The 15,183-nt window shown below is 70.5% G+C and carries 17 protein-coding genes; 11 read left to right on the top strand and 6 right to left on the bottom strand.

What is annotated here, in order from left to right; genetic code table 11:
• The first annotated feature begins 58 nt into the window (after positions 1-58).
• The 5 genes from ACFYXS_RS23720 (at position 59) to ACFYXS_RS23700 (ending at position 4,588) form a co-directional block, all read left to right on the top strand.
• Complete coding sequence (locus tag ACFYXS_RS23720) at positions 59-826, top strand: TraR/DksA family transcriptional regulator (protein WP_389251327.1); 768 nt, start codon at positions 59-61, stop codon at positions 824-826.
• A 109-nt stretch (positions 827-935) separates the two neighbouring features.
• A complete protein-coding gene (gene lspA, locus ACFYXS_RS23715; RefSeq protein ID WP_389251325.1) occupies positions 936-1,496 on the top strand; it encodes a signal peptidase II in 561 nt (186 codons plus the stop codon).
• Positions 1,497-1,582: 86 nt separating this feature from the next.
• Positions 1,583-2,518 carry an RluA family pseudouridine synthase gene (locus ACFYXS_RS23710; protein WP_389251323.1) on the top strand — a complete coding sequence of 312 codons (936 nt, stop codon included), beginning with the start codon at positions 1,583-1,585 and terminating at the stop codon, positions 2,516-2,518.
• On the top strand, positions 2,511-2,948 hold the full coding sequence (locus tag ACFYXS_RS23705) for a GNAT family N-acetyltransferase (RefSeq protein WP_389251321.1): 438 nt from the start codon (positions 2,511-2,513) through the stop codon (positions 2,946-2,948). Before ACFYXS_RS23710 ends, ACFYXS_RS23705 begins: the two co-directional genes overlap by 8 nt.
• A gap of 44 nt (positions 2,949-2,992) precedes the next feature.
• Positions 2,993-4,588 carry a Na+/H+ antiporter gene (locus tag ACFYXS_RS23700; RefSeq protein WP_389251319.1) on the top strand — a complete coding sequence of 532 codons (1,596 nt, stop codon included), beginning with the start codon at positions 2,993-2,995 and terminating at the stop codon, positions 4,586-4,588.
• A 25-nt stretch (positions 4,589-4,613) separates the two neighbouring features.
• On the opposite strand, the gene ACFYXS_RS23695 is transcribed toward ACFYXS_RS23700, so the two are convergent.
• Positions 4,614-5,717 (bottom strand): mechanosensitive ion channel family protein, encoded by a 1,104-nt coding sequence (locus ACFYXS_RS23695; RefSeq protein ID WP_389251317.1) that lies wholly within the window; start codon positions 5,715-5,717, stop codon positions 4,614-4,616.
• Positions 5,718-5,796: 79 nt separating this feature from the next.
• On the opposite strand from ACFYXS_RS23695, the gene ACFYXS_RS23690 reads away from it, so the two are divergent.
• From ACFYXS_RS23690 to ACFYXS_RS23680, 3 genes are all read left to right on the top strand, one after another.
• Complete coding sequence (locus ACFYXS_RS23690) at positions 5,797-6,378, top strand: dienelactone hydrolase family protein (protein WP_389251315.1); 582 nt, start codon at positions 5,797-5,799, stop codon at positions 6,376-6,378.
• 95 nt (positions 6,379-6,473) lie between these two features.
• Positions 6,474-6,956 (top strand): hypothetical protein, encoded by a 483-nt coding sequence (locus ACFYXS_RS23685; protein ID WP_389251313.1) that lies wholly within the window; start codon positions 6,474-6,476, stop codon positions 6,954-6,956.
• Between the two features lie 330 nt (positions 6,957-7,286).
• The gene (locus tag ACFYXS_RS23680; RefSeq protein ID WP_389251674.1) at positions 7,287-7,658 is read left to right on the top strand and encodes a hypothetical protein; all 372 of its coding nucleotides are present in this window, start codon (positions 7,287-7,289) and stop codon (positions 7,656-7,658) included.
• Positions 7,659-7,686: 28 nt separating this feature from the next.
• On the opposite strand, the gene ACFYXS_RS23675 is transcribed toward ACFYXS_RS23680, so the two are convergent.
• Positions 7,687-8,307, bottom strand: a complete 621-nt coding sequence (locus tag ACFYXS_RS23675) for a hypothetical protein (protein WP_389251311.1) — start codon at positions 8,305-8,307, stop codon at positions 7,687-7,689.
• 27 nt (positions 8,308-8,334) lie between these two features.
• Positions 8,335-9,072, bottom strand: a complete 738-nt coding sequence (locus tag ACFYXS_RS23670; RefSeq protein WP_389251309.1) for a GNAT family N-acetyltransferase — start codon at positions 9,070-9,072, stop codon at positions 8,335-8,337.
• Positions 9,073-9,445: 373 nt separating this feature from the next.
• On the opposite strand from ACFYXS_RS23670, the gene ACFYXS_RS23665 reads away from it, so the two are divergent.
• The gene (locus ACFYXS_RS23665; protein ID WP_389251307.1) at positions 9,446-9,754 is read left to right on the top strand and encodes a hypothetical protein; all 309 of its coding nucleotides are present in this window, start codon (positions 9,446-9,448) and stop codon (positions 9,752-9,754) included.
• Between the two features lie 1,113 nt (positions 9,755-10,867).
• On the opposite strand, the gene ACFYXS_RS23660 is transcribed toward ACFYXS_RS23665, so the two are convergent.
• Both ACFYXS_RS23660 and ACFYXS_RS23655 read right to left on the bottom strand, forming a co-directional pair.
• Entirely contained in the window at positions 10,868-11,305 is a 438-nt protein-coding gene (locus ACFYXS_RS23660) for a hypothetical protein (RefSeq protein ID WP_389251305.1), read from the bottom strand.
• Positions 11,306-11,744: 439 nt separating this feature from the next.
• Positions 11,745-12,440 carry an SMI1/KNR4 family protein gene (locus ACFYXS_RS23655; RefSeq protein ID WP_389251303.1) on the bottom strand — a complete coding sequence of 232 codons (696 nt, stop codon included), beginning with the start codon at positions 12,438-12,440 and terminating at the stop codon, positions 11,745-11,747.
• A gap of 196 nt (positions 12,441-12,636) precedes the next feature.
• On the opposite strand from ACFYXS_RS23655, the gene ACFYXS_RS23650 reads away from it, so the two are divergent.
• A complete protein-coding gene (locus tag ACFYXS_RS23650) occupies positions 12,637-12,837 on the top strand; it encodes a dehydrogenase (protein ID WP_389251301.1) in 201 nt (66 codons plus the stop codon).
• Positions 12,838-13,112: 275 nt separating this feature from the next.
• Here ACFYXS_RS23650 and ACFYXS_RS23645 read toward each other — a convergent pair whose 3' ends face one another.
• Positions 13,113-13,652 carry a hypothetical protein gene (locus ACFYXS_RS23645; protein ID WP_389251299.1) on the bottom strand — a complete coding sequence of 180 codons (540 nt, stop codon included), beginning with the start codon at positions 13,650-13,652 and terminating at the stop codon, positions 13,113-13,115.
• Positions 13,653-13,822: 170 nt separating this feature from the next.
• Between ACFYXS_RS23645 and ACFYXS_RS23640 the strand changes: the two genes are divergently transcribed.
• A complete protein-coding gene (locus tag ACFYXS_RS23640; protein ID WP_389251297.1) occupies positions 13,823-15,139 on the top strand; it encodes a DUF2252 domain-containing protein in 1,317 nt (438 codons plus the stop codon).
• Positions 15,140-15,183: the final 44 nt, after the last annotated feature.

Genomic DNA, 15,183 nt, shown 5'->3' with positions numbered 1-15,183 from the left:
GCAGACCGCGGATGGCGCGCGGAAGACCGCGGCTCAGGCCGCAGGGAAGAGAGCTGCCGTGGCGGAGGCTGACAAGACCACGACGACGGCGCCCGCACGCACCAAGGGCCAGTCGGGCAAGGCCGGTACGACGGCGGGACGCGCGGCGCGCAAGACCGCGCCCCCGGCGAAGAAGACCGCCCCCGCGGCGGAGAAGGCGCCGGCGGCCAAGAAGGCCGCCCCGCCGAAGAAGACCGTGAAGGCGGGCCGCACGGCCGAGCCCGCCGAGAAGTCCGTGCCGGCGAACGCCGGCACGACCGCGAAGGCCACGAAAAAGGGAGCCAAGAAGGTGGTAGCGAAGAAGACCGCGGCCGGTACGGCCGCATCAGGGGGATCCGCCTCCGCGGTGCCCACGGCGCGCATCGCCCGGCCGACCGGCGTCGTGGCCCCGGGCGACCTGGCGGTCCGGCCCGACGAGGAGCCCTGGTCCGCCGAAGAGGTGGACGCGGCGCGCGCCGAGCTGCTGACCGAGATGGACCGGTTGCGGACGGAGATCACGACCTCGGAGGACGCCATCACCGGCCTGCTGCGCGACTCCGGCGACGGTGCGGGGGACGACCAGGCCGACACCGGCACCAAGAACATCACCCGCGAGCACGAGATGGCGCTCACCGCCAACGCCCGCGAGATGCTCGCCCAGTCCGAGCACGCACTGGAACGGCTCGACTCCGGTACGTACGGGCTGTGCGAGTCCTGCGGCACGCCCATCGGCAAGGCGCGCATGCAGGCCTTCCCCAGGGCCACGCTCTGCGTCGACTGCAAGCAGCGGCAGGAGCGCCGCTACTGAGTTTTCGCGGGGGCCGCGCCCGGCCGCCCCCGCTGTTCGGACGTGTGTGCCGTAACCTCGTCAGCGTCAGGATCAGGCCTGGCCGGGACATCGGGGCTGAAGGACTCACATGGCGAAGGCACAGGAGACGGCGACGGACACGGCGGACGAGCCGACCGGCGGCACGGACGTGACCGTCCCCAAGGGACCGCGGCGCATCGCGGTGCTGCTCGGCGTGGCGGCGCTGGCGTACGCCCTGGACCTGCTCTCCAAGATCTGGGTGGTGACCCGCCTGGAGGGGCATGAGCCGATCGACCTGATCGGCTCCTACCTGCGCCTGGAGGCGGTCCGCAACGCGGGCGCGGCCTTCGGCTTCGGGCAGGGCATGACGATCGTCTTCACCGTGATCGCGGTCACGGTGATCGTGGTGATCGCCCGCATCGCGCGGAAGCTGCACAGCGTGCCGTGGGCGATCGCGCTCGGGCTGCTGCTCGGCGGCGCCTTCGGCAACCTCACCGACCGGGTGTTCCGGGCACCGGGCTTCCTGCAGGGGCACGTGGTCGACTTCGTCGCCCCCGCCCACTTCGCCGTCTTCAATCTCGCCGACTCGGCGATCGTCTGCGGCGGCATCCTGATCGTCCTGCTGTCCTTCCGCGGCCTCGACCCGGACGGCACCGTCCACAAGGACTGACGCGTTCTGTCCGGCCGCCGGGAGCGGCCGGAACGTGTGAGCGGGGAAGCACCGGTCACCCATCCGGCATACTCGACCAGGTGAGTATGTCTGCCGAAGTTCGGTCCCTCCCTGTTCCCGACGGTCTCGAAGGCGAGCGTGTCGACGCCGCCATCGCCCGTATGTTCGGATTTTCCCGGACCAAGGCCGCCGAGCTGGCGGCGGCGGGGAAGGTGACGATCGACGGCAGCACCGCCGGGAAATCCGACCGCGTCTCCGGCGGCGCCTGGCTGGAGGTCGAGCTGCCCGCCCCGCCGCGGCCCGTGGAGATCGTCGCGGAGCCGGTGCCGGGCATGCGCATCGTCCACGACGACGAGCACGTGGTCGTCATCGACAAGCCGGTCGGCGTCGCGGCGCACCCCAGCCCCGGCTGGACCGGCACCACCGTCATCGGCGGCCTGGCCGCGGCCGGCTACCGGATCTCCACCTCCGGCGCCGCCGAGCGCCAGGGCATCGTGCACCGGCTGGACGTCGGCACCTCCGGGCTCATGGCCGTGGCCAAGTCGGAGATCGCCTACAGCGACCTCAAGCAGCAGTTCCGCGAGCGGACCGTCGACAAGCGCTACCACGCGCTCGTCCAGGGCCACCCCGACCCGCTCAGCGGCACCATTGACGCGCCGATCGGCCGCCACCCCACCCACGACTACAAGTGGGCCGTCACCGCGGACGGCAAGCCCAGCATCACGCACTACGACCTGGTCGAGGCGTTCCGCGCGGCCTCGCTGCTGGACATCAAGCTGGAGACCGGCCGCACCCACCAGATCCGCGTGCACATGGCCGCGCACCGCCACCCCTGTGTCGGCGACCTCACCTACGGCGCCGACCCGACGATCGCCAAACGCCTGGAGCTCGGACGCCAGTGGCTGCACGCCGTGCGCCTGGGCTTCACGCACCCTGGTGACGGCCGCTGGGTCGAGTTCGAGAGCGACTACCCCGAGGACCTCCAGCACGCCCTCGACATCGTGCGGGGCGACAGTGCCTGAGGCGTACACGATCCGGGTGCCCGAGGGCCCCGACGACCTGAAGGCGTACTTCGCCGTGCGGCACGACGTCTTCGTGCTGGAGCAGAAGGTGCCCGCCGACCTCGAGTACGACGAACTCGACGCGACCGCGGTCCATGTGATGGCGATCGGTCCCGACGGCGCGCTGGGCGCCAGCCGCCTGCTCCCCGGCGCGGACGGCATCGGCGTCCTGGGCCGTCTCGCGGTGCTCTCCAAGGCCCGCGGGCTGGGCGTGGGGGCGGCACTGGTGCGGGCCGTGGAGGAGCAGGCCCGGCTGCTGGGACTGCGCGTCGTCGAACTGCACGCGCAGGTCCACGCGCTCGGCTTCTACGAGCGCCTGGGCTACGAGTCCTTCGGTGAGGAGTACGAGGAGGCGGGCATCGCCCACCGCTCCATGAGGCGCGCGCTGTGACGCGCTGACCCGGGTGGGCTCCGCGGACATGTCACGCTAGGGGCGTGGATCAACTCGCGCTGTTCTTCGCCCTGATGCTCGCGGCCATCATCATGGTGCCGCTGGGCGACCGGCTGGGGCTGCCGTCGCCCGTTCTCATGACACTGCTCGGGGTCGTCCTGGCACTGCTGCCGTTCGTGCCCAACGTACAGATCAATCCGGCGCTCATTCTGCCGCTCGTGCTGCCGCCGCTGCTCTACGCCTCTGTGCAGCGCACCTCGTGGCGGCAGTTCGCCGCCAACAAGAGGGCGATCTTCCTGCTCGCCGTCGCCCTGGTGCTCATCACGACGGCGGCCGTGGGCGGCATCGCGAACGCCGTCGTCCCCGGGATCTCCCTGGCCGGCGCCGTCGCGCTCGGCGCGCTCGTCGCCCCTCCGGACCCCGTGGCGGCCACCGCCGTGGCGGGACGGCTCGGCCTGCCCCGGCGCATGATCTCCACCCTGGAGGGCGAGGGGCTGTTCAACGACGTCACCGCGATCGTGGTCTACAACGTGGCCGTCGCCGCTGCCGTCACCGGCTCCTTCTCCTGGCCCGAGGCGCTCGGCGAGTTGCTGCTGTCGGCGGTCGTCGCGGTCGTGGTCGGCTTCGCCCTGGGCTGGATGGCCTCCAAGCTGATGGGGGTCGTCGGCGACCCGACCCTCCAGATCGGGCTGTCGCTGCTGGTCCCCTTCGCGGCGTACGCCATCGCCGACGAGGCCCACGGCTCGGGCGTCCTCGCCGTGCTCACCACGGCGCTCTTCCTGGCCGAGCACGCCGTGGACGCCGACGACGTGACGGGGCGCCTGGTCGGCGCCACCTTCTGGGAGGTCGTCGACACCCTGGTCACCGGCGTCGCCTTCGGCCTCATCGGCCTGGAGCTGCACAACGTCTTCGGTGTCGGGGCCGGCCGCTGGGGGACGATGGTCGGCCACGCGGCACTCGTCGTCGGCGCCGTGATCATCGTCCGGCTCGCGTACCTGATGCCCGCGGCCGTCCTGGCCAGACGGCTGCACAAGAAGCGCGACCTGGACGAGGACATCCCCATGAGCGGGCGGGAGACCGTCGTCATGTGGTGGTCCGGTATGCGCGGCGTGGCGTCCGTCGCCCTGGCCCTGGCCATCCCGCACACCATCGACAACGGCGACGCCTTCCCGGCCCGCGACGAGATCCTCTTCATCGCGTTCTCCGTCGTCCTGACCACCCTGGTCCTGCAGGGCCTCACCCTGCCGTGGGTCGTCAAACGGCTCGGGGTCAGCAGCGACACCCAGATCGAGCACGACATGGAGATGCTGCTCGCGCTGCGCGCCATGGCGGCGGCCAAGCAGCGGCTGAAGGAGGTCGAGGCGACCGAGAGCTTCCCCGAGGAGGTCTCCGAACTCCTGCACCGCCGCGCCTTCGACGTCGGGGCACGGATCTGCCCCGACATCGTCGACGACGACAAGCGCGACCGGCACACCGCGCGGGTGAGCCGCATCAGGACCCTCGAACGCGTCCAGCGGGACATGCTCTCAGCAGCCCGGCACGAGGTCCTCGCGGCGCGCAGCGAGCCCGGCTACGACCCGGAGATCGTCGACCGGGTGCTGCGCCAGCTCGACGTCCGCAGCCTGCGGGTGTCCCGGTAGGGGCCGCGGGGCGCCCCGGGGCCCGTCAGCGGGCCCCCGGCCCCGGCCCGATGTCGCTCGCGCCCGGCGTCGCCTGCTGCCGGTCCGGGGCATCGGCCAGGCCCGGCGCCGGGGCGGTGTTGATGCGGGGCAGGGCGTACGGGTGCTCACGGCGCAGCCACTCGATCATCTGCTCGCGCACCACGCAGCGCACCGTCCAGATGTCGTCCGCGTCCTTCGCCGTGGCCAGCGCCCGCACCTGGATCGTGGACGGGGTGGTGTCCGTCACCACCAGCCCCCAGGCCCGCCCGTCCCACTGCTCGCACTCCTTGAGGACCTGGAGCAGCCGTTCGCGCATCAGGTCCACGGGAGTGGTGTGGTCCAGGTGGAAGTAGACGGTGCCCGTCATCCGGGCCGTGCCGCGCGACCAGTTCTCGAAGGGCTTGCTCGTGAAGTACGACACCGGCATGGTGATCCGCCGCTCGTCCCAGGTGCGGACCACCAGGTAGGTGAGGGTGATCTCCTCGACCGTCCCCCACTCGCCCTCCACCACCACGGCGTCGCCGATCCGCACCATGTCGCCGAAGGCGATCTGCAGCCCGGCGAACAGGTTCCCCAGCGTCGACTGGGCGGCGATACCGGCGACGATGCCGATCAGACCCGCGGAGGCCAGCATGGACGCGCCGAAGCCGCGCATCGCCGGGAACGTCAGCAGCATCGCCGCCACCGCGACGACACCGACCACCGCCGACACCACCCGCTGGATCAGCGACACCTGGGTGCGTACCCGGCGCACCCGCGCGGCGTCCTGCGCCCCGGAGGCGTACCGCGAGTACGAGGCCTCCACGATGGCCGCCGCCACCCGGACCACCAGCCAGGCGCAGGCCCCGATCAGCACCAGGATCAGCACCTGGCCGATCGCCCGGGTGTGGCCCCGGGCGAGGTGCGCCTGCTCGTAGGAACCCCGTAGCAGCGAGCTGCAGATCACCAGTTGGAGCGGCAGGCGGGCGCGCCGCAGCAACTGCCACAGAGGGGTCTCGGGATGACGGGCGTCGGCGCGGCGCAGCGCGTGGTCGACGGCCCAGCCCACGGCAAGAGTCACGATGAGGGAGCCGCCCACCACGCCCAGCGGCCGTACGACGGAGTCCATGGTTTCGACGGTAACGGGCATGATGGAGCCCGTACCCCGATCGTGCGGCCCCTATGGGATGTGAATTGTGACCTCCGGCATGACCATCGTGCTCTTCCACTCGGCCTACGGGCTCCGCCCCGCCGTGCACGCCGCCGCCGACCGGCTGCGCGCGGCCGGGCACGAGGTGCATGTGCCCGACCTCTACGAGGGCCGCACCGCCGAGACGGTCGAAGAGGGCATGGCCATCAAGGACGAGATCGGCCGCGACGAGCTGCTGATGCGCGCCGTCACCGTCTCGGGGCCGCTCTCCGAGCGCGGGCTGGTGTACGCGGGCTTCTCCCTCGGCGGCTCCATCGCGCAGAACCTCGCCCTCGCCGACGAGAAGGCCCGCGGTCTCCTGCTGCTGCACGGCACCTCCGACATCGCCGACGACGCGGCGACCGACATGCCCGTCCAGCTCCACGTCGCCGAGCCGGACCCCTTCGAGCCCGACGACTGGCTGAACGCCTGGTACCTGCGCATGCGCAAGGCGGGCGCCGACGTGGAGGTGCACCGCTACCGCGGCGCGGGCCACCTGTTCACCGACCCCGGTCTCGACGACTACGACGCCGAGGCCGCCGAACGCGCGTGGGCGATCGCGCTGGACTTCCTCACGGACATCGCGGCGGACGCGGAGTAGGCGGATCCGGCGGATCCGGTGGGCGTGGGGGCCGAGGGCGGGCAACTGACGTGCTCGCGAAGGGCGTTGTCAGTGCCGGATGGGATCATCCGGCCATGGGTGTTCTCTACGGCTACTACTCCGCCGGTGACGACCGGGACGCGGTCCGCGCCGTGGTCCACGCCGAGGTCCACGACGACGGCGCGACCCTCGCCCCGGACTACGACCAGCTGGTGATCAAGGGCGTCGACCCGGTGGTCGAAATCCTCCCCGCCGAGGTGCTGATCACCGGCCGCGCGGCCGAGGACGTCCAGACCGACCCCCGCCGCGGCGCCCTCGTCGGTATGGCCGGGGACGGCGAGGTCGTCGCCGTCTCCCTCACCGACACCTTCCGCGACGCCCTCGCCGCCTTCGACCCGCGCCTCCTCGACGATGTCGCCGTCGGCTGGGCCCGCACCTCGCGCACCCCGGCCGTCCCCGGTGCCGCCCGCGGCGAGTCGGACCCCCACGCCCTCGGCCGTTTCCTCAAGGACCTCGCCGCCCTCGCCGGCCGCGCCTCGTCCACCGGCAGGCGCCTCTACTGCTGGATCTGTCCCTGACGCGGCGGGCCGGCCGGGACTACGACGCGTCTCACCAAGCGCTGACACGGGGGAGAGCCGCTGTGGTCGAACTGCTGGTTGCTCTGGGCCTGCTGATGTCCTTCGCGGCCTTTCTGATCGTCAAGCTCCTGCGCCGCGGCACCTCCCGTACGGAGAACGCCGACGGCCTCCTCATCGAACAGGCCCGCCGGGACCAGGCCCACGGCGACCGCATGTCGTACAACTCGCTCACGCTCCACAACATCCCGTACCCCTGGGGCGACTCGCCCCGCGGCCAGGCGTGGCCCGGCGTGACCGGGCCGGGGGCGAAAGTAGAGTCGGCGCGTGCTGATGACTCGCGAGAACACGCACTTCGTGCTGGGCCCGGTTCCATTGCTCCTGCTGGCCCAGGCCCCGATCCACGACGGCCTGCCGGTGCTGGACGCGCCCGGGGGCGCCATGCCGTCGTGTCCCGAGTGGCGCATCATGCCGCGGCTGACCATGTCGGTGGTCGACGGCCCCGGCGACGCGGGATGCCTTGTCCAGGGCGCCCGGTCGCAGGAGGAGGCCGCGGACATGGCCCGGTGGTGCGGCGCCGTGGAACAGGCCGGGGGAGCCGTGGTCGTCTCCCTCGACTCCTTCGACGCGCTGCCCGAGGAGATCGACTGGGACGAACTGTTCACCGACGGCCGGTCCCGGGGCGGATTCGTCGCCATGGCGTGAGCGCGCGTGCCCGGCCGCATGTGGCCGGCTACCCGGCGCGCGGCGGCTCGACGCCCGGCGGGAAGCCGTGGACGCCCGGGAGGGTCACGGAGTCGTCCGGGATGTCGAGGGGGCAGATGCCCCAGCGCCGGGCGATGCGCATGACGTCGTCCTCGCCGGGCGTGGCCGCGTGCCAGGCGTCCCATTCGGCATCCTGCCAGTCCCGCCATCCGTCGGGCCGGCTGCGCCCGACACCGAGTTCGCGCTCGACGTCGGTGGGTTCGCCGATATCGAGCGGGACGTCGTCCCGTTCCCCGATGTAGCAGTAGGCGCGGGTCAGTTCATCGGCGTCGACCCTGGCCCAGGCGTGGCACTCGCCGATGCGGTCGGTGCTGAAGAACTGGACGTCGCCGAGGCGCGTGCCCAGCGACCGGAGCCAGTCGGGGAAACCGGGTTCGGTCGCGTCGGTCCCGCAGGGAAGATGGACGCGGCCGTGGGCGATCGTCCACGCGGCGACGGGCCGGGCCACGAACACCCCTTGCCGGTAGGCGGCCGCGGTGCCGTCCTGCCAGTCCGTGGTCCGCCGGTGCCGCAGCCCGAGGGCATCCGCCACCTCCCCGGGCGCCGCGTCCCGGACCGCGAGCCAGGACGTCTTGTAGCCGATGCCCATGTTCCCTCCCGTCGCGCTGCGCTCGTTCTACTGGTGCCGCATCCAGAGATTGGTCTCGGCGTAGAGGCCCTGGTCCCGCTCGCGATCGATCTCGACGGGATCGAGGGCGTCCGGGACGACGTAGCGCCCGGTCTGGGGGAAGGCCATGGCGGCCCACTGCTCCCACTGGGCGACGGTCCCGGGCACGACCATGGAACGCGGAGCGGGGGCGAGAACCCTCGCCCCGAGGCGCTGGTGGGTGCGGATCCACGGATCGAGGTGCAGGCCGTCGTCACGCGTCCAGCCCGCGAAGTCCTCCATCGACGTCAGGGGATACCTCGCCTTGAGAGCCGGCCGCACGGGAGCGATCACGCGTCGCAGACCGGCTTCGGCGGCACGTTCGCGCAGCGCGGTGAGCGCCGCCCCGGCCAGCCCGCGGCCCGCGTGCCCGGGCAGCACGGTGGCGACCATGATGCAGAGGGTGTCGGGCGCGACGGACGCCTCGTGCTCCGTCACCGCCTGCTCCAGGGCGCCGTCGTAGCCGGCCGGCAGCGTGTCCACGTCTCCGTCCCAGCGCAGCGCCACGCCCGCGGCGTTGGCGACCACCTCGCCGTCCCGCACGAGCAGCACGTCGAATCGGGGGAAGCAGGTCGTCGCCCGACGGCGGTAGGTCTTCGAGAACGGGTCGTGCAGGACGAAGGCCGGCCAGACGTCGCGGAGCGCGTCCTTGGCCTGCTGGTACAGGTCGGGTCGCTCACTGGTCGTCGTGATCTCTGTCGTGGGCACCCGTGGATCCTAGAGCGACAGGCCCGGGACGGGCGGGGAGTTGGGCCGTCGTATGTTCCGCACATAGCTCTCGGGAGCGGCCGAACGAAGTGACAGTCCGGTAGCCGTCGACCGGCAGCCGGCCTTCCACGACTCGCGTATTGGCCCTTGCCTGTATGTCGGGCTTGCTCCATGCCGAAAGCCCTACATACGGATCGCATGCAAACGGCTCCGCTTCGCGAACGCGATGGAGCCCCCGGTAGAGATACCTGACCGGATCACCGAGGCCCACGGGGGTGACCCGGAACGGTGTCCAAATGCCGTCCGCCTCCAGTGGACGGTCGCCGGTGATGCATCCACCGCCGCGGGCGATGAACCCGATGTGTGCGACCCCTTGATCGAGCAGAACACTTCCTTCGAGGCCTCGGGGGTAGGCGGGCCTTCTCCCACCCAGTCCATCAGGCCTGCCGAGAACGATCTGCTCCCGAGGTTCCGGCCGCTCTGGCACGTCGGCCATCAGAACGAGGCCGGACTCGACGGCGTCACCCTGCACTTCGACGAGGGCGGCAGCCTGCACATCGACGAGCAGGACGGCGATGACGTGAAGCTCCTGGGCATCTACTCGACCGAGCAGAAAGCGGAGGAGCGCATCCCTCGCGCGCGTCTCCTGCCTGGATCCGCGACGAACCGGAATGCTTCCTGATCGCCCCGTACGTCGTTGACGAGGACACGTGGACGGAGGACTTCGTCCGCATTCCCCACGGTGAGTAGTCGCGTGTGAACGACCCCGTGTCCAGCTGTGCTGAAACTACCGTGTACGCCTCCGGACAACCGCGGACACCGAGGGATGTCGTCCCGCCGCGCGGACTCCGGGCAGCCGAAAGCGCCGGCCAGTCGTTGGAGTTCGCCTGCGCGAGTCTCCCTTGGCTCATATCGGCCCCAGCCCCAAGCCGCCACGCCGACCTCGGCATTGGGCGACCCCGCGATGGGTACGGTGCAAGAGTCATCGCCGCCACGACGCCGAGGAAGCGGGAGTGCGCATGCGGTCAACGCCGGAAGAGACGCCGAGGCTGTGTGCGAGCGGAAAGGAATCCGAGGCCATAGCGCTCTTGCTCGAAGAATACAGAGCGCTGCGTGCAGAGTCAGTGCAACGGATTGCCAACCGAATGCAAATGGGCGGTCGTACTCGCGGCCCTTGCAAGCTTCTGGATACGGCACAACAATCGGGCTGTGCAGAGGGTGGGTCGGCACCTGAGGCTCATAGAAGAGCGCGTTGATCAACTGTCCAGAAGGGCCTACGGATCGCAAGAGGCCTTGCTCTCCTGGGAAATGACACGGCAACTGCAGCGTGAAGAGCTGCGCGGCGTGAAGCGGCGGGCGGGATTGTTGAGTGGATGGACGCTGCACGGGTGAAGTCGCGGCATGCGTGGAGTAGGCCGACGGCTGGGGAGGCCACCAGGTGCGGCCGCAGTTGCCGGTGAACGCGTGAGAACGGCACGTGGATCGCTGAGGCCTCTGGGATCCGGCTCTTTGACCTGTATCCCCTGCGGGCGCGGAGGGGAAGGGCCGGGCCCCAGTGCACGTCTCGTGTGCCCACGGCCGCGCCGCGGGAGCGCCTTCGGTCACGTCTCAACAGGCACCTGTCCAGAAGGGCGCCGTGCTTGTCCCGTCGGCGACGAGGTACCGCACAGACCTCCGGCGGCGCGAACCGAAGTCGGTACCTCTGATCGCCCCGTTTCTCCTCGATGAAGACACGGGGAAACCCGCAAGTCCCTCCTGCGGGTTCACGACCCTGTTCAGTTCCGGGACCACACGGTCAGCCGGCGGTGAGGATCTCGGAGAGACTCACCACGGGGCGGTCGAGCAGCGGTGTCAGCGCGTGCTGCTGACGCTCGCTCAGAGAGGCGACAAAGATCACCGCATCGGCGTCGGCCCGCTCGCAGGCCTCGGCCACCTCCCGGACCTTGCCCTTGCTCAGCAGAGTCCGCGAGGAATAGGGCAGACCCATCTTCCGCACCCCTCCGTCCGAGACGCCCCGTCGCTGCACGATCTGCCCGACGACCCGGGCGCCGCGAGCTGCCAGCTCGGTGGCAGCCGAGGTCATGAGCGTCGCGAAGTCCTTCTCCTTCGCGGAGAAGCAGCCGACCACCACGACATCGGCCCCCACGAGCGTGAGCCGCGGGGCCCGGTGCCGGGTCGGTTCCGGCCGGGCGCGGCGAGCCGGGCGCCTGTCGCGCCTACGGGGCTGATGCATGCGGCACAGCCTAGATGCGCGGCGTCCTACATCCACGGAGTCGGCGGCCGGCCCGACATCACTCTGGTCGACTACCTGCGAGTGTTCATCTCCTGAGGCGGGACGCCAGGCTGGTCGTTCAAGCCTGACCTTGCTCCGGCCGCCCTCGCCGGGCTGCGCACCGACCCCGATTTCTGGGCCGATTCGCCGGCCCGGAGATTGCCTCGGTACAGGAGCCAGCCCGATTCGCGGCCAGCGTATGGCCCCTGGCCATGCTCGACCCCAGCCCGGGCAGGCTACCGGCCAAAGATCGCGCCAAACACCCGCGCGGTGATCTGTGCGGCTGTGGGTGCGGGTATCGCCGGGTGGTGCAGAGTCCGTGCGTCGCCAGTCTCGGCAAAGCAACCTGACTCATGACGTGACCTGGGCTACGGTCCGAAGACAGCTGTGGTCGGGCCGCTCACTTGCGCTGTTCGAGTACTTCATCCCAGACGTCGCCACCGTCAGCCCAGATCCACAGCCACTCACGCAGCGGGATGGTGCCATGCACACCTTCCTCCGGGCGCTGCCCGTAACGTGGGTCACCGCGGTCCGTTTCGTAGAGCATCACCGGGTTGCCGGGTTCGGTCAGCGACACGTACCAATACACAGCACATCCGCAGGGTGTGAGCTCAAGCCAGGAAGCCGGCATGCCACGCGCGCAGTCGCGCTGGTAGGTCTCCACCAGCGACAAAACAACCAGACCGTCCGGCGACGTAAGGCTGCTCGTTATGCTGGAGAAACCCCGGGCGTAGGGCCCGAAGCCCCCATTGCCAACCTCGGTGTAGAGGCGCCTGAGGAGTTGTGGCAGGCGATGTCCGATCTCGCGCTCTGCCTTCTCCACCTCGCGAACATCGGCGGGTGGGAAGAGGGGCCGCCGCAGATCGCTCCTGTAATAGTGGTCTGCCTCAGGAGAGCCCGCTGGGAAGTCGATCGTTCCATCGCTGGAGAATGCGTAGCTGCTCTCCCGGGCCGCTTCTACCCGGTCCTCGCCGTAGTGCTGCTCGATCCAGGCGATAGGAACGGGCACCTCGTCGAAGCGTCGAGCTGGATCCCAGGCGCGGGAACGCAACTTCTCGATCAGAAGTCCCTGATCACGGTCTGCGTACTCGCTCATGCGCCACATGATCACATGAACGCGCGACGTGCTGGAAGGTTGGACGGCAACTGTCTCACTGCGCTACAACGACCCCGTACCCAGGCGGACACCCAGGGACGGCGGCGTTTTCCCAGGCCACTCGCCGTATCACCGCAGGTCGAAGGGTGGACTACGTTGCTTCGGGACGAAGAGGTCAGCCCGTTAGGGTGTCGACGTGATCACCGATACCCCGTTCTGCCCCGGGTGCAGCCAGCGCATGAAGGACGGTGGCCTGGCGGTCTTCAAGCGGGAGGACGACGGCCGGCGGGTCTGCCGTTCACTGTGGAAGTGCACTCACCGGCACGTCTGGTGGAAGTGGGCCGACCGGCCGGACGAGCCATGGGAGGCCTGCCCGTGGCCGCAGCTGTTCCGCTGACATCCAACGCTGACATCAACGGCCACGAACGGCCCCGGATCAAGTCGGCCGCTGGGGGACCGACTCCGCCAGCGACCATGTAGTTCCCGCAGGTGCCCCCGGACCCCGATCGAACTCCTGGAGCGGGTGTCGCCCTGCAAGTTGAACACCGTCGCGGGGCCGTCCCTGGGCCGTGGAAGGTGGACCGGCGCTGACCAACGTTGACAACCAGTGACGGATTCGACGCTGGTCAGCGGGCCGTTCCGTCCGGGGCCGCAGTTCAGGCAGGCGGCCGGTCAGTAGACCGATATGTGCACGTGGTCGAAGTGGTTCTGGGTGATGGAGCCGCGGTCCTCCATGAGTTTCCAGCCCTGCTGGGGGAGGCGGCTGGACCATATGTGCTGTTCGAAGATCACGTACCATATGCCGTATTCGTCCGCGTGGTCGCGGACCCAGGCGACGATGTCGTCGCCGAGGGCCTCGGGTTTGCCGGCGACCTTGTGGCCGGCGGGCATGAGCATGAAGTCGCAGGCGCGGCCCAGGGGGTGTTCGCCGCCGCCGGCGATGCCGCCGTCCTCGCGGTAGCAGCCGGGAGCGCCACGGAGGCCGCGGGGGCCGAACTCCTTGACGACGGCGTCGCGGACGGCCGCCATGCGCGGGGTGATGTGGTCGGGGCCCTGCGGGGCCTCCTCGGGCCAGTTGGCCGCGCGCACTTGGGCGGAGAGCGTGGGCCAGGCCACGGCGGCCAGTACGAGGGCGCCGATCACGAGCAGCCCGAAAACGGTGCGGCGGACGCTGCGGCCGCGTGTGGTGTCCCGCCCCCTGGTGGTGTTCATCGCCCCCCACAACGCCCGACGTGGGCGGTAAGTGCCCGGTTGAACGAGCGGCGTCGGTGACGCGAATATCACGCCCCGCCGGGGGCCGGGCCGGGTGACGCGGGCGTACGCTCCTGCGTTGACCGGTCGACGGCGAGCCGGCACACGTACAGTCAGGAGGCGCAGGACAGATGGCCACAGGTCTCACGAGCGACGAGCAGCGCGGGGAGCGGATCGTCGAGGTCTTCGGGACCGCCTTCGGCGAGCTGCTCGCGGCGGATCCGGCGGCCTTCCGCGTCAAGTTCCGCAAGATGGCGGCCTCGGCGTTCGCGTTCTACCGCGGCACGGCCTGCCTGTACTACGCCGACCTCGCCGAGGAGAAGGGGGACAGCCCCTTCGTGGACGAGCGCACCTCCCGGGTGTGGATCCACGGGGACCTGCACGCCGAGAACTTCGGCACCTACTTGGACGCCAACGGCCGCCTGATCTTCAACGTCAACGACTTCGACGAGGCCTATGTCGGCCCCTTCACCTGGGACCTGCAGCGCTTCGCCGCCTCCATCGCGCTGATCGGCTACAGCAAGGCGCTGGCCGACGACGTGATCTCCGGCCTGGTGCGCACCTATGCGAGCGCCTACCGCGAGCGCATCCGCGCCCTCGCCCAGGACGAGGCCGTGCCCTCGCTCACCCTGGACACCGCGGAGGGCACCCTGCTGGACGCGCTGCGCCACGCGCGCGCCCAGACCCGGGTGGGCCTGCTGGACTCGATGACCGAGATCCGCGAGTGGGACCGCCGCTTCACCGCCGACGGCGGCGCCGTCGAGCTGGACGAGGCGACCCGCGCCAAGGTGCTGCGGGCCTTCGAGGGGTACCTGGAGACCCTGCCGGAGACCAGCCGGATCCACCCGGACAGCCACCGCGTCAAGGACGTGGTCGGCCGCCGCGGCGTCGGCATCGGCAGCGCGGGCCTGCCCTCGTACAACCTCCTGCTCGAGGGGCACACCGACGCCCTGGAGAACGACGTCGTGATCTACATGAAGCAGGGCCAGACCCCCGCGGTCTCCCGGCACATCACCGACGAGTCGGTCCGCTCCTACTTCCGGCACGAGGGCCACCGCACGGTGATCTCGCAGCGCGCGCTGCAGGCGCACGCCGACCCGTACCTGGGCTGGACGGAGCTGGACGGTGTCGGCCAGCTGGTCGCCGAGGTGTCGCCGTACGCCGTGGACCTGGACTGGTCGGACATCGACGACCCCGCCCAGATCGAGGCGGTCGTTGCCGACCTCGGCCGGGCGACGGCCGCCATGCACGCGGCGGCGGACGACGAGAGCGGCCACTCCCTGGTGCCGTTCTCGACGGAGGACGCGATCGACGAGGCCATCGCGCGCGACGAGGAGGGCTTCCTCGGGATGCTCGTGGACTTCGCCCACTCCTACGGGGCGCGGGCCCGCGAGGACCACCAGATCTTCGTGGACCTGTTCCGCAACGGCCGCTTCCCGGGGCTGTGATCGAGGCTGCGATCCCGGGTTTTCGGGGCTTTAGGCATTGCTTA

The sequence above is a fragment of the Streptomyces sp. NPDC002574 genome, from assembly GCF_042889545.1.
In the GTDB taxonomy this organism is placed as follows: domain Bacteria; phylum Actinomycetota; class Actinomycetes; order Streptomycetales; family Streptomycetaceae; genus Actinacidiphila.
The sequence above is the reverse complement of the archived record's forward strand: the minus strand, read 5'-3'. Positions and strand labels throughout refer to the sequence as shown.

Excerpts from the sequence above, each read along its gene's own strand:
- ACFYXS_RS23695 (WP_389251317.1), bottom strand. The coding sequence starts at position 5,717 with ATGGACTCCGTCGTACGGCCGCTGGGCGTGGTGGGCGGCTCCCTCATC.
- ACFYXS_RS23675 (WP_389251311.1), bottom strand. The coding sequence starts at position 8,307 with ATGGGCATCGGCTACAAGACGTCCTGGCTCGCGGTCCGGGACGCGGCG.
- ACFYXS_RS23645 (WP_389251299.1), bottom strand. The coding sequence starts at position 13,652 with ATGAACACCACCAGGGGGCGGGACACCACACGCGGCCGCAGCGTCCGC.
- ACFYXS_RS23685 (WP_389251313.1), top strand. The coding sequence starts at position 6,474 with ATGGGTGTTCTCTACGGCTACTACTCCGCCGGTGACGACCGGGACGCG.
- lspA (WP_389251325.1), top strand. The coding sequence starts at position 936 with ATGGCGAAGGCACAGGAGACGGCGACGGACACGGCGGACGAGCCGACC.
- ACFYXS_RS23660 (WP_389251305.1), bottom strand. The coding sequence starts at position 11,305 with ATGCATCAGCCCCGTAGGCGCGACAGGCGCCCGGCTCGCCGCGCCCGG.
- ACFYXS_RS23710 (WP_389251323.1), top strand. The coding sequence starts at position 1,583 with ATGTCTGCCGAAGTTCGGTCCCTCCCTGTTCCCGACGGTCTCGAAGGC.
- ACFYXS_RS23690 (WP_389251315.1), top strand. The coding sequence starts at position 5,797 with ATGACCATCGTGCTCTTCCACTCGGCCTACGGGCTCCGCCCCGCCGTG.
- ACFYXS_RS23655 (WP_389251303.1), bottom strand. The coding sequence starts at position 12,440 with ATGAGCGAGTACGCAGACCGTGATCAGGGACTTCTGATCGAGAAGTTG.
- ACFYXS_RS23640 (WP_389251297.1), top strand. The coding sequence starts at position 13,823 with ATGGCCACAGGTCTCACGAGCGACGAGCAGCGCGGGGAGCGGATCGTC.
- ACFYXS_RS23680 (WP_389251674.1), top strand. The coding sequence starts at position 7,287 with ATGACTCGCGAGAACACGCACTTCGTGCTGGGCCCGGTTCCATTGCTC.